22 protein-coding genes are annotated in these 23,631 nt (G+C 67.0%); 10 read left to right on the top strand and 12 right to left on the bottom strand.

Annotation, left to right across the window (positions count from 1 at the left end):
- The first annotated feature begins 13 nt into the window (after nucleotides 1-13).
- Nucleotides 14-220 (top strand): DUF1737 domain-containing protein, encoded by a 207-nt coding sequence (locus ACQP2D_RS11135; RefSeq protein ID WP_433683636.1) that lies wholly within the window; start codon nucleotides 14-16, stop codon nucleotides 218-220.
- An 8-nt stretch (nucleotides 221-228) separates the two neighbouring features.
- Here the strand turns inward: ACQP2D_RS11135 and ACQP2D_RS11130 are convergent, their stop codons facing one another.
- Nucleotides 229-1,752, bottom strand: a complete 1,524-nt coding sequence (locus ACQP2D_RS11130) for an MmgE/PrpD family protein (RefSeq protein ID WP_433683635.1) — start codon at nucleotides 1,750-1,752, stop codon at nucleotides 229-231.
- Nucleotides 1,753-1,902: 150 nt separating this feature from the next.
- On the opposite strand from ACQP2D_RS11130, the gene ACQP2D_RS11125 reads away from it, so the two are divergent.
- Nucleotides 1,903-3,324 carry a short-chain fatty acyl-CoA regulator family protein gene (locus ACQP2D_RS11125; protein ID WP_433683634.1) on the top strand — a complete coding sequence of 474 codons (1,422 nt, stop codon included), beginning with the start codon at nucleotides 1,903-1,905 and terminating at the stop codon, nucleotides 3,322-3,324.
- Nucleotides 3,325-3,339: 15 nt separating this feature from the next.
- Here ACQP2D_RS11125 and recG read toward each other — a convergent pair whose 3' ends face one another.
- A complete protein-coding gene (gene recG / locus ACQP2D_RS11120; protein WP_433683633.1) occupies nucleotides 3,340-5,622 on the bottom strand; it encodes an ATP-dependent DNA helicase RecG in 2,283 nt (760 codons plus the stop codon).
- A 4-nt stretch (nucleotides 5,623-5,626) separates the two neighbouring features.
- A complete protein-coding gene (locus ACQP2D_RS11115; protein WP_433683632.1) occupies nucleotides 5,627-7,414 on the bottom strand; it encodes a DAK2 domain-containing protein in 1,788 nt (595 codons plus the stop codon).
- 343 nt (nucleotides 7,415-7,757) lie between these two features.
- Between ACQP2D_RS11115 and rpmB the strand changes: the two genes are divergently transcribed.
- The 3 genes from rpmB to ACQP2D_RS11100 all read left to right on the top strand — a co-directional run bounded on the left by rpmB (nucleotide 7,758) and on the right by ACQP2D_RS11100 (nucleotide 9,471).
- Nucleotides 7,758-7,949, top strand: a complete 192-nt coding sequence (gene rpmB / locus ACQP2D_RS11110; protein WP_011210730.1) for a 50S ribosomal protein L28 — start codon at nucleotides 7,758-7,760, stop codon at nucleotides 7,947-7,949.
- A 221-nt stretch (nucleotides 7,950-8,170) separates the two neighbouring features.
- The gene (locus ACQP2D_RS11105) at nucleotides 8,171-8,677 is read left to right on the top strand and encodes an N-acetyltransferase family protein (protein WP_433683631.1); all 507 of its coding nucleotides are present in this window, start codon (nucleotides 8,171-8,173) and stop codon (nucleotides 8,675-8,677) included.
- Between the two features lie 14 nt (nucleotides 8,678-8,691).
- Nucleotides 8,692-9,471, top strand: coding sequence for an enoyl-CoA hydratase/isomerase family protein (locus tag ACQP2D_RS11100; RefSeq protein ID WP_433683630.1), 780 nt, complete (start codon nucleotides 8,692-8,694; stop codon nucleotides 9,469-9,471).
- On the opposite strand, the gene ACQP2D_RS11095 is transcribed toward ACQP2D_RS11100, so the two are convergent.
- Genes ACQP2D_RS11095 through thiL form a run of 4 tightly spaced genes read right to left on the bottom strand, consistent with a single transcriptional unit; the run spans nucleotide 9,468 to nucleotide 12,479 of the window.
- Nucleotides 9,468-10,355: an alpha/beta fold hydrolase gene (locus ACQP2D_RS11095; RefSeq protein WP_433683629.1), complete on the bottom strand. Its 888-nt coding sequence runs from the start codon at nucleotides 10,353-10,355 to the stop codon at nucleotides 9,468-9,470. The two genes, ACQP2D_RS11100 and ACQP2D_RS11095, sit on opposite strands and share 4 nt — an antisense overlap.
- Nucleotides 10,356-10,413: 58 nt before the next feature.
- A complete protein-coding gene (locus ACQP2D_RS11090) occupies nucleotides 10,414-10,668 on the bottom strand; it encodes a hypothetical protein (RefSeq protein ID WP_433683628.1) in 255 nt (84 codons plus the stop codon).
- A 42-nt stretch (nucleotides 10,669-10,710) separates the two neighbouring features.
- The gene (locus tag ACQP2D_RS11085; RefSeq protein WP_433683627.1) at nucleotides 10,711-11,394 is read right to left on the bottom strand and encodes a uracil-DNA glycosylase; all 684 of its coding nucleotides are present in this window, start codon (nucleotides 11,392-11,394) and stop codon (nucleotides 10,711-10,713) included.
- Nucleotides 11,395-11,405: 11 nt separating this feature from the next.
- Nucleotides 11,406-12,479 carry a thiamine-phosphate kinase gene (gene thiL / locus ACQP2D_RS11080; protein WP_433683626.1) on the bottom strand — a complete coding sequence of 358 codons (1,074 nt, stop codon included), beginning with the start codon at nucleotides 12,477-12,479 and terminating at the stop codon, nucleotides 11,406-11,408.
- 307 nt (nucleotides 12,480-12,786) lie between these two features.
- Here thiL and ACQP2D_RS11075 point away from each other — a divergent pair, with 307 nt between their 5' ends.
- Nucleotides 12,787-13,425, top strand: a complete 639-nt coding sequence (locus ACQP2D_RS11075; RefSeq protein ID WP_433685609.1) for a DUF3515 domain-containing protein — start codon at nucleotides 12,787-12,789, stop codon at nucleotides 13,423-13,425.
- Nucleotides 13,426-13,461: 36 nt separating this feature from the next.
- Here the strand turns inward: ACQP2D_RS11075 and ACQP2D_RS11070 are convergent, their stop codons facing one another.
- On the bottom strand, nucleotides 13,462-14,559 hold the full coding sequence (locus ACQP2D_RS11070; RefSeq protein WP_433683625.1) for a D-alanine--D-alanine ligase family protein: 1,098 nt from the start codon (nucleotides 14,557-14,559) through the stop codon (nucleotides 13,462-13,464).
- A 66-nt stretch (nucleotides 14,560-14,625) separates the two neighbouring features.
- Nucleotides 14,626-15,621 (bottom strand): NAD(P)H-dependent glycerol-3-phosphate dehydrogenase, encoded by a 996-nt coding sequence (locus ACQP2D_RS11065; RefSeq protein ID WP_433683624.1) that lies wholly within the window; start codon nucleotides 15,619-15,621, stop codon nucleotides 14,626-14,628.
- Between the two features lie 43 nt (nucleotides 15,622-15,664).
- On the opposite strand from ACQP2D_RS11065, the gene cofC reads away from it, so the two are divergent.
- From cofC to ACQP2D_RS11050, 3 genes are all read left to right on the top strand, one after another.
- Entirely contained in the window at nucleotides 15,665-16,363 is a 699-nt protein-coding gene (gene cofC, locus ACQP2D_RS11060; protein ID WP_433683623.1) for a 2-phospho-L-lactate guanylyltransferase, read from the top strand.
- A 161-nt stretch (nucleotides 16,364-16,524) separates the two neighbouring features.
- Nucleotides 16,525-18,684: an RNA degradosome polyphosphate kinase gene (locus tag ACQP2D_RS11055; protein ID WP_433683622.1), complete on the top strand. Its 2,160-nt coding sequence runs from the start codon at nucleotides 16,525-16,527 to the stop codon at nucleotides 18,682-18,684.
- A gap of 20 nt (nucleotides 18,685-18,704) precedes the next feature.
- The gene (locus tag ACQP2D_RS11050) at nucleotides 18,705-19,649 is read left to right on the top strand and encodes an NUDIX hydrolase (protein WP_433685608.1); all 945 of its coding nucleotides are present in this window, start codon (nucleotides 18,705-18,707) and stop codon (nucleotides 19,647-19,649) included.
- 189 nt (nucleotides 19,650-19,838) lie between these two features.
- On the opposite strand, the gene ACQP2D_RS11045 is transcribed toward ACQP2D_RS11050, so the two are convergent.
- The 3 genes from ACQP2D_RS11045 to leuC form a co-directional block, all read right to left on the bottom strand.
- Complete coding sequence (locus ACQP2D_RS11045; protein ID WP_433683621.1) at nucleotides 19,839-20,477, bottom strand: HU family DNA-binding protein; 639 nt, start codon at nucleotides 20,475-20,477, stop codon at nucleotides 19,839-19,841.
- 156 nt (nucleotides 20,478-20,633) lie between these two features.
- A complete protein-coding gene (gene leuD / locus ACQP2D_RS11040) occupies nucleotides 20,634-21,242 on the bottom strand; it encodes a 3-isopropylmalate dehydratase small subunit (RefSeq protein WP_433683620.1) in 609 nt (202 codons plus the stop codon).
- Nucleotides 21,243-21,358: 116 nt separating this feature from the next.
- Complete coding sequence (leuC, locus tag ACQP2D_RS11035) at nucleotides 21,359-22,780, bottom strand: 3-isopropylmalate dehydratase large subunit (protein WP_433683619.1); 1,422 nt, start codon at nucleotides 22,778-22,780, stop codon at nucleotides 21,359-21,361.
- Nucleotides 22,781-22,927: 147 nt separating this feature from the next.
- On the opposite strand from leuC, the gene ACQP2D_RS11030 reads away from it, so the two are divergent.
- On the top strand, nucleotides 22,928-23,629 hold the full coding sequence (locus tag ACQP2D_RS11030) for an IclR family transcriptional regulator (RefSeq protein WP_433683618.1): 702 nt from the start codon (nucleotides 22,928-22,930) through the stop codon (nucleotides 23,627-23,629).
- The last annotated feature ends 2 nt before the right edge of the window (nucleotides 23,630-23,631 follow it).

Raw genomic sequence — 23,631 nt, 5'->3', positions numbered from 1 at the left:
CTAGGCTGGGCTCATGAGCGATTCGATGAAAGGCGGGTCGGGTGGGCCCGAGGATCTTCCGCTGCGCTACCGGCTGATCACCGGCGTCGACGACGCGACCTTCTGCGAACGGATCAGTGGCCTGCTCGATCAGGGTTACCGGCTGCACGGATCGCCCGCCGTCACGTTCAACGGAACCGAGGTGATCGCCGCGCAGGCGCTGGTCTGGGGCCAGGAGTAAGGCGAGCATCAGAAGATCCCCTCCGGCACCATCGGCGCACGCCCGAGCACCTCGGGCGACACGGTGAACGTCAGCTGATCCAACTCACCGGCGGCCAATGCCGACGTGCGCTGCACCGCGTCGAGGAAGCGCTGCTGCTCCGCGGGATCGATGACCCCTTCGGTGAGCGTTCGGAACTTCGCGAGGTACTGCTCGCGGGCGAACGGCCGCGCGCCGAGCGGATGCGCATCGGCGACGGCGAGTTCGTCGACGATCGTTTCGCCGCTTGTGAGGGTCACGACAGCCCGTGCCCCGAAGGCCTTTTCCTTCGGATCAATGGCGTGGTAGCGGCGGGTCCACTCCGGATCCTCGACGGTCGAGATCTTGCGCCACAGCGCGACGGTATCCGCCCGACGTGCGCGCTCGGGCGCATACGACCGCTCGTGATGCCAGCCGCCGTCTTGCAGCGCGACCGCGAAGATATAAGGAACGGAATGGTCGAGCGTCTCCCGACTGGCCCGCGGATCGAACTTCTGCGGGTCACCGGATCCGGTGCCGATCACCACATGTGTGTGCTGACTGGTGTGCAGAACGATGGTCGCGATCTGATCGAGATCGCCTATGCGCGAACGCATTCGGCGCGCGAGATCGATGGGTGCCTGACTCTGGTACTCGGCCGAATGCTCCTTGGTGTAGCTGTCCAGGATCGCGCGCTTGGCTTCGCCCGGACTCGGCAGCGGTACCCGGTATTCCGCATCCGGCCCGCCGAGCAGCCAGGCGATGACGCCGTCCGCGCCCTCCCAGATCGGCGCGGGCGCACCCTCACCGCGCATGGCGCGATCCACTGCCTCCACCGCCATCTTCCCGGCGAATGCAGGGGCATAGGCCTTCCAGCTGGAGATTTCGCCCTTGCGGGATTGCCGGGTCGCGGTCGTGGTGTGCAGCGCCTGCCCGATCGCCTGATAGATCGTCTCGGTGCCGAGCCCGAGTAGCGTCCCGATGCCCGCGGCGGCGGACGGACCGAGGTGGGCGACGTGATCGATCTTGTGCTCGTGCAGGCAGATTCCGCGTGCCAGGTCGATCTGGATCTCATAACCGGTGGCCAGGCCACGGATCAGCTCGGCGCCACTGCGTCCGGTGTGCTGGGCGACGGCGAGAATCGGCGCGATGTTATCGCCCGGATGCGAGTACTCGGCGGCGAGGAAGGTGTCGTGAAAGTCGAGTTCGCGCACCGCGACTCCATTGGCCCACGCGGCCCACTCCGGCGACACCCGGTCGGGAGCGGACAGCCCGAAAACAGTGGCACCCGCCCGACCCGGCCGCGGCGTGTACGGCTGTGCGAGTGCCTGTGCCCGCGCGCTGGCCACCGGGCGGCGGACCAGCGCGGCCGCGGCGACGGCCGCATTGTCGATGATGCGGTTCACGATCATCTCGGTCACCTCGGTGCTCACCTCGACCGGATCGGCGGCGACCTCGGCAATCTTGGCGGCCAGATGTTCCGAGCGCGGAAAGTCCACCGCGGCGCCACGGGCGCGTACGATGTGTATCTTCATCCATCCTCCGGTTCCGTCCGGCGGGCCACTGCCCACTTCGCACGCTACGCAGGATTGATCGACGACAAAATCCCTTGCAACAGCAGATTTCTGCGGGCGAGAATCACGCATTTTGCGATGTTTGCAAATTCCGAGGGCTACCATCTTGCGGTGCGCAAGATGTACGCGGGCGCCCGGCTGAGACGGTTGCGCGAAGAGCGGCGGATGACCCAGGCGGCACTGGCGAAATCCCTCGATCTATCGCCCAGCTACCTCAACCAGCTCGAGCGCGACCAGCGACCGCTCACCATCCCGGTGTTGCTCAAGCTCAACTCCACCTTCGACCTCGACGTGCAGTTTTTCGCCGCCGACTCCGATGCCCGCTTGGTATCGGATCTGCACGAGGTGCTGGTGGACGCGGCGGGCGGCGACAGCGCGCCGGTGACCGAGGTGGAGGAGCTCGCGACCCGACTACCGGAGGTCGCCCGGATCGTCGTCGCGATGCATCGGCGACTGCGCGCCGCGACCGATCAACTCGATCTGCTCTCCGCCCGGGTGGCCGCGCCGACCGGCGCTCCCGGTGTGCCCATGCCGTACGAGGATGTGCGGGACTTCTTCTATGACCACCACAATCACATCGCCCAACTCGATCACGCGGCCGAACAGCTCTTCGAGGAGTGCGGCCTGAGCATCGGCTCGCTCGATCGGCAACTCGCCAGAGTGGCCGAGGAGCGCGCCGGAGTGACCGTGCTGGTGCGCGGTGATGGCGCGGATCCGTCCATCCCGAAACGGCATTACGATCCGGACAGCCGCACCCTGACCCTGGCGCGGCGGCTGCGTCCCGGGCAGCGCGCCTTCCAGATCGCCACCACGCTCGGTTTTCTGTTGTACGGCAAGGACCTGGACGCCGTACTGGCCGAAACGCCGTCGCTCATCGGCGAATCCCGGACGCTGGCGCGGATCGGGCTGGCCAACTATTTCGCGGGCGCGCTGGTGCTGCCCTACGGGCGCTTCCTGCGGTCGGCCGAGGAACTGCGCTACGACATCGATCTGCTCGGTTTGCGTTTCGAGGTCGGCTTCGAAACCATCTGCCACCGGTTGAGCACGTTGCAGCGGCAGGGGCAGCGCGGCGTTCCGTTCTTCCTCGTCCGCACCGACCGCGCAGGCAATATCTCGAAACGCCAGTCCGCCACCGCCTTCCACTTCTCCCGAGTCGGCGGCAGCTGCCCGCTCTGGGTGGTGCACGAGGCCTTCGCGAATCCCGGCCGCATCCTGACCCAGATCGCCGCGATGCCCGACGGCCGCCGCTACCTGTGGATCGCCCGCACCGCACTGACGGCACCGCACGGATTCGGCACGGCCACAAAGGACTTCGCGATCGGTCTGGGCTGCGATATCGAATACGCGGACCGGCTGGCTTATTCCACCGGCCTGCATCTGGACAATCCCGGCGCCGCGGTGCCGATCGGTGCGGGCTGCAAGGTCTGCGAGCGTCCCTCGTGCCCCCAGCGCGCGTTCCCGCAGATCGGCAGTCCGCTCGCGATCACCGAACATATGAGTACGGATCTGCCCTATCCGCGGATCGGACGCTGACCGACGAGCTCGGAATCAGGATTTGGCCAGATATTCGATGCGTTCGGAGTCGACGGCGGCGCGCATCATGCTCGCCAACCCGGAATGCTGCCGCAGACCGGGGTCGGCTTCGACGACCTCGCGCGCGAGTTCCTGTGCGGCGGTGATGACCTCGAGGTCATCGAGCAGGGAGAGCAGCCGCAGTGAGCGCGCGGTGCCGGATTGGGCGGCGCCGAGGACATCGCCTTCGCGGCGTTGGCGCAGGTCGAGGACCGCGAGTTCGAAACCGTCGGTGGTGGCGGCAACCGCGTCGAGGCGGGCCATGGCGGTGCCGGTGGGACCGGCGTCGGTGATGAGCAGGCACAGGCCGGGATGTTTGCCACGGCCGATCCGTCCGCGCAGCTGATGCAGCTGGCTGACGCCGAAGCGGTCCGCGTCCACAATGACCATGACGGTCGCGTTCGGGACGTCGACGCCGACCTCGACGACGGTGGTGCAGACCAGCACATCGATATCGCCATCGTTGAATGCCCGCATCACCTGGTCTTTTTCATCGGTCGGCAGCCTGCCGTGCAGTAGACCGACCCGGACGTTCGCCAATGGGCCGGTGCGCAGCATGTCGAATACCTCGACGGCCGCGGCGGTGGTCGGCCCCTCCTGCTCCGCCCCATCTTTCGACCTGCCGGATTTCTTGCCGTTGCGGCTCTTGCCGTTCTCCTCGTCGTCGCCGATGCGCGAGCACACCACATAGGCCTGCCGCCCGGCCGAGACCTCCTCCAGGATGCGCTCCCAGGCGCGGTCCACCCAGTTCGGATGCTGTTTGCGCGGTACCACCTTCGATACGATCGGTGAGCGGCCCCGGGGCAGCTGGGTGAGGGTCGAGGTCTCCAGATCGCCGAGGGTGGTCATGGCGATGGTCCGGGGTATCGGGGTCGCGGTCATGACGAGCAGATGCGGGCTGGTACCGGCTTTCGCCTTGGCGCGCAACGCATCCCGCTGCTCGACGCCGAACCGGTGCTGTTCGTCGACGATCACCATGCCCAGATCGAAGAACTCCACCGCGTCCTGGATCAATGCGTGCGTACCGATGACGATGCCCGCCTCGCCGGTGACCGCGTAGAGCAGTGCGGCCTTCTTCGCCGATGCCGACATCGAGCCGGTCACCAGCACGACCTTGGTCGCCTGGTCGGCGGCGCCGAGTTCACCGGCGGTGCCGAGATCGCCGAGCATCGCGCGCAGGGACCGATAGTGCTGGGCGGCAAGGACTTCCGTCGGCGCAAGCAGTGCGCACTGCTGTCCGGCGTCGACCACCTGCAACATCGCGTGCAGCGCGACGATCGTCTTGCCCGAGCCCACCTCACCCTGCAGCAGCCGGTGCATCGGATGGCTGCGCGCGAGATCGTCGGAGATCTCCGCGATCACCTGCCGCTGCCCCTCGGTCAGTTCGAAGGGCAGGCGGGTATCGAAAGCCGCTGCGATACCGTCGGATCGCGGCGGACACGGTCGGGCCGTGCGCCCCTCCGCATCGTGTCGCCGCTCGGCGAGTACCAGCTGTAGGGCCAGCGCCTCGTCGAAACGCAAACGCTCCCTTGCCTGTTCGATATCGGATTTGTGCTCGGGCAGGTGGATCAGCCGCAGCGCATCGGAGACCTTCATCAGGCCGCGATCCTCGCGCAGCGCGCTCGGCAGCGGATCGTCGATCGGATCGAGCTGATCGAGCACCTGCCGGACACAGGCCAGCAGATCCCAGCTCTGTACCTTGGCGGTCGCCGGATACACCGGAATGAATTCCCGTTCGAAGAACGAGACATCCACACCTTCTTTACCTTTCGCACTCTGCGCCAGTCCGCGCAGCGCACCGCCGCCGCGCACCGACGTGAGGTTCTCTATCGAACCCTCTTCCTTATCGGGCAGGATCAGATAATCGGGATGCGACAGGTTCCAGCGGTCCGGCCGCCACCAGTGCACGGTGCCCGACATCATCGCCCGGACACCCTCGCGGACAAGGTAACTCACCTTGTCGCCATTGAAGAAGGTGATATCGATCGGGGCGACCGAGCCGGTATCGAGGGCCACCTTGAGCAGTCTGCCCCTGCGGTTCTTCATCGGCCGGAGTTCGGTTTTCGTCACCCGGCCGATGACGGTGATGTGCGCACCCTCTTCCGGCTGCTCCTGGGTGAGCGGCTGGCCCTGGGTGGCATAGCGTAATGGGTAGTGCCGCAACAGATCCTCGACGGTGTGCATGTCGAAGGCGTCGGCCAGCGGCTCGGCCGCCTTCACGCCGAGCAGGTGGTCCAGCCGATCACTGAGTGTCGCCATATCCCTATTCCACCCCAATCTGCACCAGATCCGCGTGCTGCCCACCGGAGTACACGCTCACCTCGATGCCGGGAAAACCGTTCGCGATGTGCGCGGCGAGTTCGGCCGCGAGTTCGGCGGGGGCCGCCGCGCCCATGAGCAAAGTGACCAGCTCGCCGCCGAAGGCGAGCATCCGGTCGAGCAGGGTTCGGCCCGCGGTCGGCACATCCCGGTCGATCACCACCACATCGTGGCCGACCAGGCCGAGCCCGTCGCCCGCCTCGCAGGTGCCGACCATGGTCAGGGCCCGCTCGGTGGCGGCGCGCAGCGATCCCCACCGGGTAGCGGCCGCCGCCTCCGACATCGCGAAGGCATCGTCCACCGCGATCCGCCCACAATCGTGCACGGCCAGCGCCGCCAATCCCTGCACCATGGACCCGCTCGGCAACAGCAGCACGTCGCGGTGCACGTCACGAGCCGCGACACCAACCGCCACCAACTCGTGCGCGGGCAGCGCGCCATTCGGCAGCACCAGCACTTCGCGATTCGGCAGCTGCCGGATCGCGGCCAGCAGTGCGGCGCTGGTAACCGTGCCGTCACCGCCGAGCACTACCGCACCTCCGGCCTCGAAGAGCGCCGCCGCCCCATCGCCCGCCACCACGGCCAGCACTCCGCGGTCCGCGGGACCATCGTTTTCAGGCCACACAGGCGGGGCCGTTGCGGCGCGGGCGGTGATGGCGAAGCTTTCGATGCGGATGGCGCTCAGGGTGCCGGTGGCGATGCCCGCTTCGACGGCGGCTCCGGCGTCGGCGCAATGTACGTGTGCGGACCAGGAGCCCGCACCGTCCCCGACCACCACGACGGAGTCGCCTAGTTCGGCGAGGCGATCGCGGAGGCGGGCTATGCGTCGGTTGTCGGTGTCGGAGAGGAGGTACATCACCTCGAAGTGCGGTTCGGCGCTGTTCTGGGGTTCGGCACTGTTTCGGGATTCGATGCCGCATTGAACGCTGGTCCGGGACTCGGCACCGTCTCGCGACGCCGAGTCGTCGGGTGCCGCCTCGGCGTCCATATCGCCACGTTCGACCTGCGCCTGCGGGACTGCGGACTCACCGCGCACATACTGCGGCCGATCGGGTGTCTCCCCGAGCGTGACAGCGACCAGACTGTCGAGCAGCACCACGAGCCCACGTGCACCCGCATCCACCACCCCGGCCTCACGCAGCACCCCGAGCTGGGCGGGTGTGTCACCGAGCGCCTTGGCGGCACCGTCGGCCGCCGCCACCGCGACCTCGGCCAGCACGGGCTCCGGACACACCGCGGCACATTCGGACGCCCGCTCCAGCACGGTCAGGATGGTCCCCTCGACCGGCACACTCAATGACTCGCGCACCAACGCCGAGGCCGTGGCCAGCGCCTCGCGCAGCGTATCGGCGGTCAGCAGGCCACCGCGCACCGCTTCGGCGATCCCCCGCAACACCTGCGAAAGGATGATTCCGGAATTGCCGCGCGCACCGAGGGTCGCACCGCGCGCCATCGCGGCGGCCACCTCATGTGTGGACGGGACCGCGGCTGCGGACGGGGCGGCGACCATCGCGGCCTCGGCGGCCTGCATCGCCGCCCGCATGGTTGCCAGCATGTTCGTGCCGGTATCGGCGTCGGCGATGGGAAAGACATTGAGCGCGTTGATCTCCTCGCGCCGCTGTTCGAGACCCTCGAGGCAGACCCGGCCCCAGCGCAGCAACGCGGGACCGTTCAGCGCATTCGACCCGACGGCGGATGGAAGTTCTGCGTCACCGCGGCCATCGCTCGTCATGTCCCGCACTCCGGGCACCGCCACCTCTCTCCGCGATCGTCCACACCACTAGCGACTGCTGGCAGGTCGCTCGAACGGGCCTGCCACCGTTCGCCAGGTTAGCTGGCGATACCGACAGTCGATCGGCGACACCGATCCCCTACGATCAGGGATGTCCACGGGCCGTTGCTCCATGACCCGGTTTGGCGGATCCGGACCCCGCCAGCTACCCTTGCAGGGTTGCCTAGCGCGGCCGAGACCGGTCTGCGCTGGCCGACGTCAGTCGGCAGGGCATTAAGACATCGTTTCCGGACATGCTGCCGATGTGCAGCGGTCCCCACATGACATGAAGGAGTTCGCGACTATGGCTGCCGTCTGCGACGTCTGCGCCAAGGGCCCCGGCTTCGGGAAGTCGGTCTCGCACTCGCACCGGCGTACCAACCGTCGTTGGAACCCGAACATCCAGACCGTGCGTGCCCAGGTCGCCCCGGGCAACACCCGCCGCATGAACGTGTGCACCTCCTGCCTGAAGGCCGGAAAGGTCGTTCGCGGCTGATCTGCCCCGAAGCCGATCCAAACGAGACCGACATACGCCCCGACCACCATCCGGTGCTCGGGGCGTAGTCTTGTCCGCCTCCGCGAATCTTCTGCCGATCCGCAGCTGCGACTGACGATACTTCGCGGGCCGACAGTTGGTGCGTGGTCAACTCTTGGACGTACCCGACGAGTTACCCCTGTGCTTGCGAAATCAGTTGCTGGGACGTCAAGCTTTCCGAGATGACCGAGCCGACCCCACCGTGGCGGATCACGGCACTCGCCGCAGAGCACGTCCACAGCCTGGCCGAATGCCATATCACCTGCTGGCGTGAGGCCTATCGCGGCCTGGTCCCGGACCACGTACTCGACGCCTTCGATGTGGACCGCCGGGCGGAGCAATGGGAACGCCTCCGGGTCCGCCACCCGAACAGCACCCACGTCGCCCTGGTCGACGATCACGTCATCGGCTTCGCGAGCGTCGGCCCGTCCCGCGACGAATCCCCGGTGACCCCAACCGAACTCAACGCCCTCTACGTCCGCGCCGCCTGGTACGGCGCCGGCGTGGCCCAGGCCCTCATCCGCGCCGCCCTACCCCCCGACGCCCCCTGCTCCCTCTGGGTCTTCGAGAAAAACCCACGCGCCCAAGCCTTCTACCGCAAACACGGCTTCGAACTGGACGGCACCACCCGAATAGAAGCCTTCACCCCGGCCACCGAAGTCCGCATGGTGCGCGGAGTCGGGGGCTAGCTAAGGTGCTGGACATGACCTCCACTGCGCAAACCGAGTACGTCACCATTGTCGACGGCGTTCTGCAGATCACGATCGCTACTGCCGCTAATGGCACTTCCATGGACTTCGGGGGGATTACCGCGGGGACGGAGGCGTTGCGGGCGGCGGGGCGTGAGGTGGGGGCCGTGGTGTTGACGGGGAGCGGGGCGAACTTCTGCGCGGGCGGGAATGTGCGGGGGTTTGCCGAGGCGGAGGATCGGGCGGGGCATATTCATGGGCTGGCGACGCTGCTGCACGACTTCGTGCGGGCGCTGGACGAGACGACGGTGCCGGTGGTGGTCGGAGTGCAGGGCTGGGCGGCGGGAGCCGGGATGAGCCTGGTATGTGCCGCCGATATCGCCATCGGCGGGCCGAGCACCAAGTTGCGTCCGGCCTATCCGGGCATCGGCCTGAGCCCGGACGGCGGAATGTCGTGGACATTGCCGCGCATCGTCGGTGCCGGGCGGGCGCGCGAAATCCTGCTCACCGATGCGATTCTCACCGCCGAGGAGGCCGTGCGGCTCGGAATCCTCAGCCGACTGGTCGACGACGAGCAGGTGCGCGACGAGGCCATGAACCTGGCCCGAACCTTCACCACCGGGCCGCGGTCCACCTACGCGAGCATCAAATCGCTACTGGCGCGGTCGAATTCGGCGACGTTGAGCGAACAGCTCGACTATGAACGCGATGCGATAGCCGCCGCGGCGAACAGCCCGGCCGGCATCGAGGGCGTCGACGCGTTCATCGCGAAGCGCAAGCCGAAGTACGTTTAGTCACCAACGGATTCGGTCTCCAACGCCCGAGTCTCCAGCACGAATTTGGCGACCGCGTCGGTGAAGGCATCGTTGTCGTCACCGGCCGCGGTATGCGCAGCCCCACCGATCTCGACCAACTGCGCATGCGGCACCATCTCCAGGAACGCCGCGGCCCCCTCGGGAGTCACCACATCGGACTGCATGCCGCGCACCAGCAGCACCGGCAGCGTCAGGGCACGCGCCGCGACCTCCATCTGCTGGCTCATCTCGCTCGGATCCTCCACGCGATCCTTCAGCATGTCCGGATCCCAGTGCCAGTACCAGCGGCCGTCGCGCTGCCGCAAATTCCGCAGCAGACCATCGGTGTTCTTGGGTCGCGGGCGGTGCGGCATATATTCGGCGACCGCGTCGGCGGCCTGCTCCAGCGTGTCGAACCCGTCGCGATGTTTGCCGAGGAAGTCGATCACCCGCGCGACACCGGTCGGTTCGGGGCGGGTGACGATATCGACGAGCACCAGCGCGCTGATCGCCTCGCCACCCGGCACCGCCGTGGTGAGCAGGCCGGTGATCCCGCCCATACTCGCCCCGACGACGACCGCGGGCGCACCCAACTGTTCGAGCACATTGACGAGATCCGCGACCATCGTGTCGCGCCGGTAATTCGCATCCGGCGCCCACTGACTGTCGCCGTGGCCGCGGGCGTCCAGCGTGACGACCCGCATCCCGGCGGCGGCCAGCTTCGCCCCCGTCTGCTTCCACGAGTGTCGGGTTTGCCCGCCACCGTGGAGGAACAGCACGAGCGGGCCGTCCGCCGGGCCGAACTGGTCGGCCGCCAGCTCGATCCCATCCGAACCACGCAGGTGCAGCCGAGTCGGATCGAGCAGGTTGTTCGCATTACTCACGATCCGAGGATCGCACAGCATCCGGGGGGCCCGTTGTTGACCCCCGGTCAATGGGACGTCAGCAGTCCCACTTACCTTGCGCGCTGATGGTGTTCTGCAGCAGGCAGGCGACCTTCGCATTCACCGAAGAGGAAATGGTGGAGGAGCCGTTCGAGGTGAATTCCTCACCGACCGGTGCGGCGGTACCGGTCGAGGTGGTATCCGCAGCGGGCTCCAGTGGCAGCCCGGCCGCGCTCGCGGTGGCTGCGCCTCCGGCCATGGCCGCGCAGAACGCCAGCGCGACGGTGGCGCCGCGGACGGTCTTGATGTGCATTGAATTGTGCTCCTCTACTTTGTTTTACCTCAGCGCCCGGGATCAGGGCAGGCGCCAGTCAACAGGTTCGCCACCCAATTCGTCGAGTAGTTCATTCACTCGGGAGAAGGGTCGCGAACCGAAAAACCCGCGCGAGGCCGACAGTGGTGACGGATGCACGGATTCGATATAGGGCACCTCGGCCTCGGCCAGCTGCGGCTTCAGTGTCTGCGCGTCGCGGCCCCACAGGATCGCGACCAGCGGCTCATCCCGGGCCACCAGGGCGCGAATCGCCTGGTCGGTCACCGCTTCCCAGCCCTTGCCGCGATGCGAGGCGGGCTGTCCCGGCGAGACCGTGAGGACTCTGTTCAGCAACAGGACCCCCTGATCCGACCACGGACTCAGATCGCCGTTGGACGGTGTGGTGTAGCCGAGGTCCTTGCTGTATTCGGCGAAGATATTGGCGAGGCTGCGCGGAACCGGCGAAACATCGGGGGCGACAGAGAAACTCAGCCCCATCGGATGGCCGGGCGTCGGATACGGATCCTGGCCGACGATCAGCACGCGCACCGCGTCGAATGGGCGCTGGAAGGCGCGCAGTACATTTTCACCGGCCGGTAGATAACCGCGGCCCGCGGCGTTTTCCGCGCGCAGGAATTCGCCCATGGCCGAGATCTGCTCCGCAACGGGTTCGAGAGCCTTCGCCCAACCCGGATCCATGATTTCCGTCAGTGGTTTCGCGCCCATGACCGCACAACCTATCGTGGCTCGGGCTCGGATGCCGAGTCCACCCCGCTGAATGATTCCCAGCCCCCGCTGCCCGGCCGCCGCGCACCGTCGACGGTGACGCCGTGACCTGCCAGCACACGTCCGATCGGCGTCCAGCCCGGCGGCAATTCCCGCTGCGCCGACCAGGTTCCGACGAAGGCGTGATCCTCGCCGCCGGTCAGAATCCAGTGCGTCGCATCGGCATCCAGACGCCGCGCGATCGCCTCCAGTTCCGGATCGCGCAATGCCGTTGAACCGATATCGATGGCCACCGCGGACGCCTCGGCGATATGCCCCAGATCCGCGAGCAGTCCGTCCGAGATATCGGTCAGCGAGGTGGGCATCGCGGCCGCGGACGACCCGACGGTGCCCGCCGCCGCGGACTGCCGCGACCCGAGCACGCCCGCAGCCGAGGTATCCGAATCAACCTGTCCGGCAGCGGCATCGATGATCGCGGCCAGCACCGCCGCATAGGGCGGCCGCGGGACTCGGTGGGCCGCAAGCGCTTCGGCGACGAGCTCGTCGCCCCGATCGACCCCGGCGGCCAACGCTGCCAACCCGGCCGCGGACCAGCCGAGCCGACCGGCCACGGCGACCGTATCCCCCACGCGCGCACCGGCTCTGGTGATCGGCGCGCGGCCGTCCAGATCGCCGAAGGCGGTGACCGAGATGACCAGCTGCGGGCTGCGCACCACATCACCACCCGCGATCGAACCACCGGCCCGACCCGCCTCGGCCCACATACCGTCGGTCAGACCGTCGATGACCTCGACCGGCGTATCGGCCGGACAACCGAGCGCCACCACGAATGCGGTCGGCACCGCGCCCATCGCGACGATATCGGCCGCGTTCTGCGCGATCGCCTTGCGCCCGATATCGCGGGGATCGGACCAATCGAGTCGGAAGTGCCGATCCTGAACCAGCATGTCGGTTGTCACCACGAACCGGCCGTCCGGCGCGGCCACCACGGCGGCATCGTCACCGGGACCGAGCAGTACGCCGGGCGCCTGGACCCGGCCCGCGTTGATCCGCTCGATCAGTGCGAACTCCCCCAGCTCACGCACTGTCCGCGGTGACGTGCTCTCGCTGATGACCGGTCCCTTCCCGACGTCGTGCTGGCTGGAATCCGACCGAGGGTACCCTTTCCAGGGCAATCGAGTACTACCAGGCCGGTGCGCGGCATCCATCCCCGCCAACCGGTGCGAACAGGAAGGACCGGTGAGCATGGCGGCGGAGTCGTCGGAGCGCGATTCGTCGATGGCGGATTCGCCCGAGGCAGCGGAGTCGAAGGACGCCGAACTGTCGTCGGACACGGCGGAGTCGGCTGCCGACAGCGCCGTCGCGCCGCGCGCCGCAGCGGAGAACGCGCCCCTGCCCGACCCCTCCGAAGATGACGACGCCGAGCCCGAAACGGCCGATGGCGCCCCGGAGGACGCCGATGGCGAGTCCGATGGCGCCGCGTCAGCCCCTGAGACCCGCGGCTACCCACCCGCGCTCATCGCGACCGCCGTCGCACTGCCGGTGGTGCTGGTGGTCGCCGTCCTCGTCGCCGCCGTGTTGGCACGCCGCGCATCGACCGAACGCGAACCTCTGGTGCTCGGTCCGGTCCCCGCGCCCGCCGCGGCCGGTCCCACCTGCACCGCCCTGCTGCCCGCACTGCCGGTCGACCTCGGCGACTACACCAAGTCCACCCTGGTGGAACCCGCTCCGCCCGCGACCCGCGCCTGGCAGCGCAAGGACGGCGGCGATCCCATTGTGCTGCGCTGCGGCCTGGAGCGCCCGCTGGAGTTCAACCGCGCCTCCGCGCTGCAGATCGTCAATGGGGTGCAGTGGTTCGAGGTCCGCGATGCCGCCGCCAAGGCGAGCACCTGGTTCGCCGTCGACCGCGAAACCTATATCGCGCTGACCGTTCCCGATGGCTCCGGACCGACTCCGCTACAAGGAGTTTCGGATACCATCACCGCGAATCTGCCCGCGAAACCGATCGATCCCGGCCCGCTGCCGAACTGACCGCCGAAAGGCCGCTCGGGTAGTCCGCCCCGTCAACTACCGCAGGCCGGTGCCCCGTGCCAGCGCCGTCTCGATCAGTGTGGAAACCAGTGTCCGGTAGTCGATTCCGGTCGCCTCCCACATGCGTGGATACATCGAGATCGACGTGAAGCCGGGCATCGTATTGATCTCGTTGATGACCGGCCCCTCGGCGGTGACGAAGAAGTCGACCCGGGCGAGTCCCTGGCAGTCCAGCGCTTTGAACGCGCGTACCGCGAGTTCCCTTATGCTGTCGGACACTTCGTCGTCCAGCTTCGCCGGAACGTCGAATTCGCAGACGTCATCGAGGTATTTGGTTTCGAAGTCGTAGAACTCCGGCGCCGCGGCATCGGCATCCGGCATCCGGATCTCCGCGACCACGCTGGCCTCGACCCGACCGTCCGGGAATTCCAGGACACCGCATTCGACTTCGCGTCCGAGAATGCCCGCCTCCACGATCACCTTCGGATCGTGCTCGCGCGCCGCGGCGATCGCCGCGTCCAGCGCACTCCAGTCGGTGACCTTGGTAATGCCGATCGAGGAGCCGCCGCGCGCCGGTTTGACGAATACCGGCAGTCCGAGCCGCGCCCGGTCCTGCTCGCCGAGCGTGTCGGTTCCGTGCCGCAGCACCACCTGCCGCCCGATCGGCAGGCCCTCGGCGGCTAGCAGCTTCTTGGTGAATTCCTTGTCCATACCCGCCGCGCTGGCCAGCACGCCCGGCCCGACATACGGCACCCCGGCCAATTCGAGCATGCCCTGTAGCGTGCCGTCCTCGCCGAACGGGCCGTGCAGGATCGGGAACACCACATCCACCGAACCCAGCGCCGCACTCGGATCGTCGAGCGCGACCAATGCTCCGGACCGGCTCGGGTCGGCGGCCAGCGTCAGCGCGGTGCCGGTGCTGTCCACCGCGGGCAGCGCATTGTCCTTGAATCCGAGCGCGGCCACATCGGAGCCGCCCAGCACCCAGGCGCCGTCGCGGGTGATGCCGATGGGCACGGCCTCGTACTGCTGCGGATCCAGGTTGCGCAGCACGCTGCCAGCGGATACGCAGGACACGGCGTGCTCGTTACTGCGCCCGCCGAACACGACAGCCACCCTGATCCGGTTCGTCATGAACGGAACCGTACCCGTTATGCGGGGCGAACCAACCTCGCGCCCGTGCGGTGCCAGCCTTCGGCCCTATTCCGGTTTGATCCGCCGCCCGAGCAGTTTGTCGACCGCCTCACGCACCGAAACTCCCTCATGACACACCAGGTGCACCGATGTGGTCAGCGGCATCTCCACATCGTGCGCGGCGGCCAGCGCGCGAATGGATGTGCACGACTTCACACCCTCGGCGACCTGGCCATGGGTCGCCTCCTGGGCCGCCTCCATGGACCCGCCCGCCCCGAGCACATGCCCGAACGACCGATTGCGCGACAGCGGCGAGGTGCAGGTGGCGACCAGATCGCCGACCCCGGCCAAACCCGCGAGCGTGACCGGCTCCGCGCCGAGCGCGACCCCGAGCCGGATGATCTCGGCCAGCCCGCGGGTGATCAGACTGGCGACCGAGTTGTCGCCCAACCCCATTCCCGACGCGATGCCGCAGGCAAGCGCGATGACGTTCTTGCAGGCACCGCCGATCTCACAGCCGATCACATCGGTATTGGTGTAGGGCCGGAAGTATCCGTTGGCGCAGGCCTGCTGCAGCGCGACCGCCCGCGCGGCATCGGTGCACGCGATCACGGTGGCGGCAGGCTGCTCGGCGGCGATCTCCTTGGCCAGATTCGGCCCCGACAGCACCGCGATGCGACCCTCCTCGGCACCGGTGACCTCACCGATGACCTGACTCATCCGCAGTAGCGTTCCGGTCTCGATGCCCTTGGCGAGACTGAGCAGCGCCGCGTCCGGCCCGATCGAGTCCTTCCACGTTTCGAGATTCGCGCGCAAGGATTGAGACGGAACCGCAAGTACCACAATGTCGGCCCCGTCGAGCGCTTCGACGTGATCGTGGGTGGCCGCGACGGCCGGTAATCGCACGTCGGGCAGATAAAACGGATTGCGATGTTCGGTGGCGAGCGCCTTGGCCACCTCGGGCCGCCGGGCCCAGATCGTGACCTCGGTTCCCGCGTCCGCCAACACCTTCGCGAACGCGGTCCCCCACGATCCCGCGCCCAGCACTGCCGCCCTCGTCATCTGCCCAATATGCCACGGAAGCAGTCGTGGAAGGATTAGGACCATGCGTCCGCATGCCGTGCACGCCGTGATCGCGGTCAAGAGCCTCGATCGGGCCAAGAGCCGCCTGGCCGACCGGCTGCGCCCGGAGCACCGGGCACAGCTCGTGCTGGCCATGCTCGCCGACACCGTATCCGCCACCTTCGCGGTGCCGCAGATCGCGTCGGTCACCGTGGTGACCCCGGATCCGGTGGTCGCCGAGCTGGCGGGCTCGCTCGGCGCGGCGGTCCATCCCGAACCTCGCCGCGCGGTGCTCGACCCCGCCGACCCGGACGGTCTGAACACCGCGCTCACCGATGCGGCGACGGCGCTGCGGCACCGGCACGGCCCGGTCGAACTGCTGGCCCTACAGGCGGATCTGCCCGCCCTGCGCCCGGACGAACTCTCGGACATGCTGAGCACCGCACCGGTCGGGGTGCGCTCGGTCGTCGTCGACCACGCGGGCACCGGCACCGCCGCGTTATTCGTCCGCGACACCGTCGCGGCGCTGGACCCGCGTTTCGGGCCCGGCTCCGCGGTCCGGCATATCGCGACGGGCGCGGTCGATCTGCGCGGTGACTGGCCGGGATTGCGGCTGGACGTGGACACCGCGGACGATCTCGATCGTGCCGTCGACCTCGGCACCGGGGATTCGACGTGCGCTGCTCTGCACGACATCGGCTGGCCGATTCGCGTTCACGAGGGCGTCCGCCGGGTGTGCTAGCCGGTCGCCACACCCGGCGTGATACGCACGGCAATCATGATGTCGGGCTGCACAGGGCCCGGTTCGTAGGGGATGATCGTTGACGTGAGTGAGCGAAGCGAGCGAATGCCGTACCAGCGCGCATCGCGTATGTCAGTGCCGCGTGCCAGCGAGGTATGGGCATGAGCGAGACCGAGACTGTCAAGCAGCAACTGTTGCCGAACCCACTGCCCGCCGCGACACCGTTGGCCGAGGAGTCGGTGGTGCAGCGGTTGCCACGTGATCGCTACCTGAACCGTGAGCTCAGCTGGCTCGACTTCAACGCGCGGGTACTCGCCCTTGCCGAGGACGCGTCGTTGCCGTTGCTGGAGCGCGCGAAATTCCTGGCGATCTTCGCCTCCAATCTGGACGAGTTCTATATGGTCCGCGTCGCCGGTCTCAAACGCCGTGCGGAGACCGGACTTTCGGTGCGTTCGGCGGACGGCCGTTCGCCCACTGAGCAATTGGAGCTGATCGCGGCCCGCACCCAGGAGATCGCCGACCGGCATGCCCGCGTTTTCCTCAACTCGGTACTGCCCGCGATGACCGCCGAGGGCATTGCCATCATCGACTGGTCCGATCTGGACGACGATGAGCGCCAGCGCCTCTCGGGCTATTTCCAGGACCAGGTCTTCCCCGTCCTCACCCCGCTGGCGGTGGATCCAGCGCATCCGTTCCCCTACATCAGCGGCCTGAGTCTCAACCTCGCGGTGACGGTGAAGGATGCCTCCACCGGCGCCGAACACTTCGCCCGCGTCAAGGTGCCCGATAACGTCGATCGCTTCGTCCGGGTGCGGCGCAACGAGTCGGGATCCCCCGTCGCGGCCTTCCTGCCGATGGAAGAGTTGATCGCCGCACACCTCGATCTGCTGTTCCCCGGGATGAAGGTGGTCGAGCACCATTCGTTCCGTATCACCCGCAATGCCGATTTCGAGGTCGACGAGGACCGCGACGAGGATCTGCTGCAGGCGCTGGAGCGCGAACTGGCCCGCCGCCGCTTCGGTTCGCCGGTTCGACTAGAGGTCTCCGACGATATGACCGAGCACATGCTCGATCTGTTGTTGCGCGAGCTCGAGGTCGATCCAGGGGATGTGATCCAGGTACCGGGTCTGCTCGACCTGTCCTGCCTATGGCAGGTGTACGGCGTCGATCGGCCCAATCTCAAGGACGCGCCGTATGTGCCCGCGACGCCACCGGCGTTCGGCGAGCGCGAAACCCCGCGCAATGTCTTCCAGGCGCTGCGCGAGGGCGACGTCCTGGTGCACCACCCCTACGACTCGTTCTCCACCAGCGTGCAGCGCTTCATCGAACAGGCCGCCGCCGACCCGCAGGTGCTCGCCATCAAGCAGACCCTGTACCGGACCTCCGGTGACTCCCCGATCGTGAACGCGCTCATCGACGCGGCCGAGGCGGGCAAGCAGGTCGTCGCACTGGTCGAGATCAAGGCACGCTTCGACGAACAGGCCAACATCAAATGGGCCCGCGCGCTGGAACAGGCGGGCGTGCACGTGGTCTACGGACTCATCGGCCTCAAGACGCACTGCAAGACCTGTCTGGTGGTGCGCCGCGAGGGCGCGACCATCCGCCGCTACTGCCATATCGGCACCGGCAACTACAACCCGAAGACCGCGCGGCTCTACGAGGACGTCGGGTTGCTCACTGCCGCACCGGAAATCGGCGCCGACCTGACCGATCTGTTCAATTCGCTCACCGGTTACTCGCGAAAGGCCAACTACCGCAACCTGCTCGTCGCCCCGCAGGGTGTGCGCGCCGGAATCATCGACCGCATCCAGCGTGAGACCGAACTGGCCGAGCAGGGCATCCCGGCACGAATCCGGATGAAGGCCAACGCAATTGTCGACGAGCAAGTCATCGACGCGCTCTACCGAGCTTCTCAGGCCGGTGTACCGGTACAGATCGTGGTGCGCGGCATCTGCGGTCTGCGCCCCGGTGTCGAGGGGATGAGCGAGAACATCGAGGTGCGCTCGATTCTCGGTCGCTTCCTGGAACATTCGCGGATCATGCACTTCCAGGCCCAGGACCAATATTGGATCGGCAGCGCCGACATGATGCACCGGAATCTGGACCGGCGCGTGGAAGTCATGGCGCAGGTGAAGGATCCGAGGCTCTGCGAGCAGCTGGGGTCGGTATTCGACTCCGCCCTGTATCCGACGACCCGCTGCTGGATACTTCAACCGGACGGCAGCTGGCAGGCCTCGCCCGACGGCGCCGACCGAGACGGTGTGCACGTCCGTGACCACCAAGAATTCTTGATGCGACTGCGGAGACCAGATCAGCAGTGAGCGCTACGACGGGATACGACATGGACGGGGGACCGTTCTGGGATCCCCGGGTAACAGCCAATATTCACGCCGCCGGTGCGGTGCTGTGGCGCCGGACCGCCGACGGTTCCGGCGCCATCGAGATCGCGGTGGTCCATCGCCCCAAATATCAGGATTGGTCGCTGCCCAAGGGCAAACTCGATCCGGGCGAGACGCCGGTGCTCGCCGCGGTGCGTGAGGTCGGCGAGGAAACCGGCCTGGACTGCCGTCTGGGCCGCTATCTCGGGCACGTCACGTATCCGATTCCGGGACACCGGAAATTGAAGCGAGTGGACTACTGGGCCGCCGAGGTCGCGGGTGGGGCGTTCGCCGCCAATTCCGAGGTCGATGTGCTGTCCTGGTACACATTGGACCGGGTGATGGACCAGCTGTCGTATCCGATGGACCGACAGGTGCTGCGCGCCTTCATCCGCCTGCCCGCGGCGACCAGCACGCTGCTGCTGGTTCGACACGCCAAGGCGGGCAGCCGGGGCCACTTCGACGGTCCGGATGAGCAGCGCCCACTGGAGCGCGAAGGGCAGGCCCGGGCACAGGCGCTGGTCCCGAATCTGCTGGCCTACGGTGCATCCGAGATCTATTCGGCCGATCCGGTGCGCTGCGTTCAGACGGTGACGCCGCTGGCCGAGAAACTCGGCGCGACAATCACCATCGAGCCGCTGTTCTCCGAAACCGGTTATGCCGCAGCACCGGACAAGGCCCGACAACGCGCCGTTTCCCTGGTATCGGATCGCGCGGTGCGCGTTCTGTGCAGTCAGGGCAAGGTAATTCCCGATCTGCTGCAGTGGTGGGCCGATCGCGACGGCATCTCGCTGCCGTCCGCGCGCAACCGCAAGGGCAGCGTGTGGGTGCTGTCTTTTGCCTCGGGTCGGCTGGTTGCCGCCGACCATCTCGACCGGTCGCTGTCGGCCGCCATCGTCAAGTCCTGACCACGATAGGGGTCCGCAACCGTCATGCGGTCGCTATTGGGCCTAAAATTCGGACGTAGGCAGCTAAAACGGCCCTGGGGCGAACCCCAGGGCCGTTTTTAGCCGGTACAGGGAGTGATTCCGCTCAGCGGAGCGAATCACTCGATGGCGCTGGACCTTCAGCCGCATGTGCGGCCTCGAACCTCTGCGTCAGCGAGCGCGGCGGGCCGGAGCCTTCTTGGCCGCGGTCTTCTTCGCGGGCGCCTTCTTCGCGACGGTCTTCTTCACGGCGGTGGCCTTCTTGGCCGCCGTGGCCTTCTTGGCCGGAGCCTTCTTGGCGACGGCCTTCTTGACGGCCGCCTTCTTCGCGACCGTCTTGGCAGCAGTTGCCTTGCGGGCAGTCGTCTTTGCCGGGGCCTTCTTCGCCGCGGTCTTCTTGGCGGGCGCCTTGGTGGCGGTCGCCTTCTTCGCGGCGACCTTCTTCGCCGCCGTCTTCTTGGCGGCCGCCTTCTTTGCCGCCACCGGTGCATTCGCGCCGCGCTTTACGGCGGGGCCGCTCGCGGTCAGCTTCTGCTTACCCGCGATGACGGCCTTGAACTGAGCACCCGGGCGGAACGCAGGCACCGAAGTGGGCTTCACCTTGACGGTTTCGCCGGTGCGCGGGTTCCTGGCAACTCGAGCCGCACGCTTACGCTGTTCGAACACACCGAATCCGGTGATTGTGACGCTCTGACCCTTGTGCACCGCACGCACGATGGTGTCGACCACATGCTCGACTGCCGCGGTGGCCGTGCGCCTGTCCGTACCCAACTTTTCGGTCAGAACGTCGATCAGTTCCGCCTTGTTCATTGAATCCTCCGCAGACTAATGGCCCGTCGTCGGACCGACTAGGTACCACGGTAAACCCACTTTGGGCAAGAGTCTATGTGCCACGCCAAAATTCATGTGGTTTAGCACACGTCCAGCTACCGCCCCTAGGGTTGTACAGCTATCACTACCGGGTGATTACGCCTGCGAAATATGTGCCGGAAGGGTTGTGGGTTTCCAACTTGGCCTTGCCTTTTCGAACTCATCGATGACGTCACTGCGCCGGAGGGTGAGCCCGATGTCGTCCAATCCTTCGAGCAGACGCCACCTGGTGTAGTCATCAATATCGAACGGCAACACGACGGTTCCGGCCGTCACCGTGCGCGCCTCGAGATCAACAACCAATTCGAGACCGGGCTGTTCCTCGAGCAACTTCCAGAGCATTTCGACATCGTTCTGTGACATCTGCGCGGCCAACAGACCACCCTTGCCCGCATTGCCGCGGAAGATGTCGGCGAAGCGTGATGAGATGACGACGCGAAAGCCGTAGTCCGACAGCGCCCAAACGGCGTGTTCGCGCGAGGATCCGGTGCCGAAGTCCGGACCGGCCACCAGCACACTGCCCCGGTTATAGGGCTCGGTGTTCAGAATGAAGTCCGGATCGGATCGCCATGCTGCGAACAGTCCATCCTCGAATCCTGTGCGCGTCACCCGCTTCAGGTACACGGCCGGAATGATCTGATCGGTGTCGACATTGGATCGGCGCAGCGGCACTCCGATCCCCTTGTGGGCGGTGAAGGCTTCCATTTCTGCTGATTCTCCTGGGTCGTTAGGCGATTTGAGCCGACCGTTTCGAGTGACCTGCGGCGGTCACTATGGCCGGAAGTGCGAATCGATGCGGGCGCAACGCGTCCGCACGCCGATCAGTCCAGATCCGCCGGTGCGGACAGCGTGCCGCGGACCGCCGTCGCGGCCGCTACGAGCGGGGAAACCAGGTGTGTACGGCCACCTTTGCCCTGCCGACCCTCGAAGTTGCGGTTCGATGTCGAAGCGCAACGCTGACCGGGCGCGAGCTGATCGGGATTCATTCCCAAGCACATCGAGCAGCCCGCCTGACGCCATTCGGCGCCCGCCGCGGTGAAAATCTCGCCCAGTCCTTCTTTTTCCGCCTGTGCGCGCACCCGCATAGAGCCCGGTACAACCAACATTCGCACACCGTCGGCGATGCGGCGTCCCTTCAAAATCCCGGCCACAGCGCGCAAATCCTCGATGCGCCCGTTGGTGCACGAACCGACGAATACGGTATCGACCGACACATCCCGAAGCGGGGTTCCCGGCTCCAAGTCCATGTATCGCAGCGCTTTCTCCGCGGACTCGCGCGCCGTCTCGTCGGCAATCTGCGTGGGATCGGGCACCGTCTCACCCAGTGGTGCACCCTGACCCGGGTTGGTGCCCCAGGTGACGAATGGGGTCAGCGCATTGGCGTCGATGTGCACCTCGGCGTCGAAAGCCGCGCCCTCATCGGTCTTCAGCGCCTCCCAGGCGGCCACTGCGGCATCCCAGTCGACTCCCTGCGGCGCGTGCGGGCGTCCTTTGAGGAATTCATAGGTGGTTTCGTCAGGGGCGATCATTCCGGCCCGCGCACCCGCTTCGATCGACATGTTGCAGATGGTCATTCGCGCCTCCATGGACATGGCGCGAATGGCCTCGCCGCGATACTCGAGCACATAGCCCTGACCGCCGCCGGTACCGATCTTGGCGATGACCGCCAGAATCAGATCCTTACTCGTGACACCGGGCGGCAATTGGCCGTCAACGGTGATCGCCATGGTCTTGAACGGACGCAGTGAGAGCGTCTGGGTGGCAAGGACATGTTCGACCTCACTGGTGCCGATACCCATCGCCAGCGCGCCGAACGCACCGTGGGTCGAGGTGTGGCTGTCGCCGCACACCACCGTCATACCCGGCTGCGTCAAACCGAGCTGCGGCCCGACGACGTGCACGATGCCCTGATCCAGATCCCCCATCGGATGCAGTCGCACACCGAATTCCGCGCAATTGTGGCGCAGGGTCTCGACCTGAGTGCGCGAAATGGGGTCGGCGATCGGCTTATCGATATCGATGGTCGGGACGTTGTGGTCCTCGGTCGCGATGGTGAGATCGGGACGGCGCACGGGGCGACCGGCGGCGCGGAGCCCGTCGAAGGCCTGTGGACTGGTCACCTCGTGCACGAGGTGCAAATCGATGTAGATCAAATCCGGCTCACGGGAGGCGCCTTCGCCCTCACCGCGGGCGACGACGTGCTGCTCCCACACCTTTTCGGCCAGTGTGCGGCGCTCGGCCATTCTCGATCACCTTTCCGACGAGCAACCGGTTCGCGCGATCTGGACTGAGGCGCGGCTCCCGGCTGCACAATTTGGCTATCCGGCGCGTCGGGAGCGAGTAGAGCGCTTAAGTGGCTTTCTCAACATCCGAGACGCTAATATCGTTCTATGAGACAGCATAGCGGTATCGGCGTCCTCGACAAAGCGGTGTCAGTGTTGTATGCCGTCGCGGAGCACCCCTGCGGTCTCAATGAGCTGTGCACCCGCACCGGACTGCCCCGCGCCACCGCCCATCGCCTGGCCGTGGGGCTCGAGGTACACCGGCTGCTGGCCCGCGACAACAACGGCATGTGGCGGCCGGGCCCGGCCCTCGCCGAGCTCGCCGCCGGCGCCACCGATCCGCTGCACGAGGCCGCCTCGGCCATTCTCCCGCGCCTGCGCGAGATCACCGGCGAGAGTGTCCAGATCTACTGCCGCGACGGCAATGCGCGGGTCTGCATCGCCGCTCTGGAACCCCCGGTCGGCCTGCGCGATACGGTCCCGATCGGCGCGCGGCTGCCGCTCACCGCCGGATCGGCGGCCAAGGTGCTGCTGGCCTGGGCGGATCCGGAATTCCAGCGCACCATCCTGGCCGACGCGGTATTCGGCGAGCGCGCGCTGGCCGAGGTGCGCAAGCGCGGCTGGGCCCAGAGCGCCGCCGAACGGGCCACCGGTGTGGCCAGCGTCTCGGCACCCGTGCGCGATGCCGCGGGTCATGTGATCGCGGCCGTCTCGGTATCGGGCCCGATCGATCGGATGGGCCGCAGACCCGGCGCACGCTGGGCGGCCGACCTGGTCGCCGCCGCGGACGCATTACACAAGAGGCTGTAACA

The sequence above is a fragment of the Nocardia sp. CA-119907 genome, assembly GCF_050955995.1.
Taxonomy (GTDB): domain Bacteria; phylum Actinomycetota; class Actinomycetes; order Mycobacteriales; family Mycobacteriaceae; genus Nocardia.
Note: the sequence above shows the minus strand (reverse complement) of the source record. Positions and strands in the feature narration are given on the sequence as shown.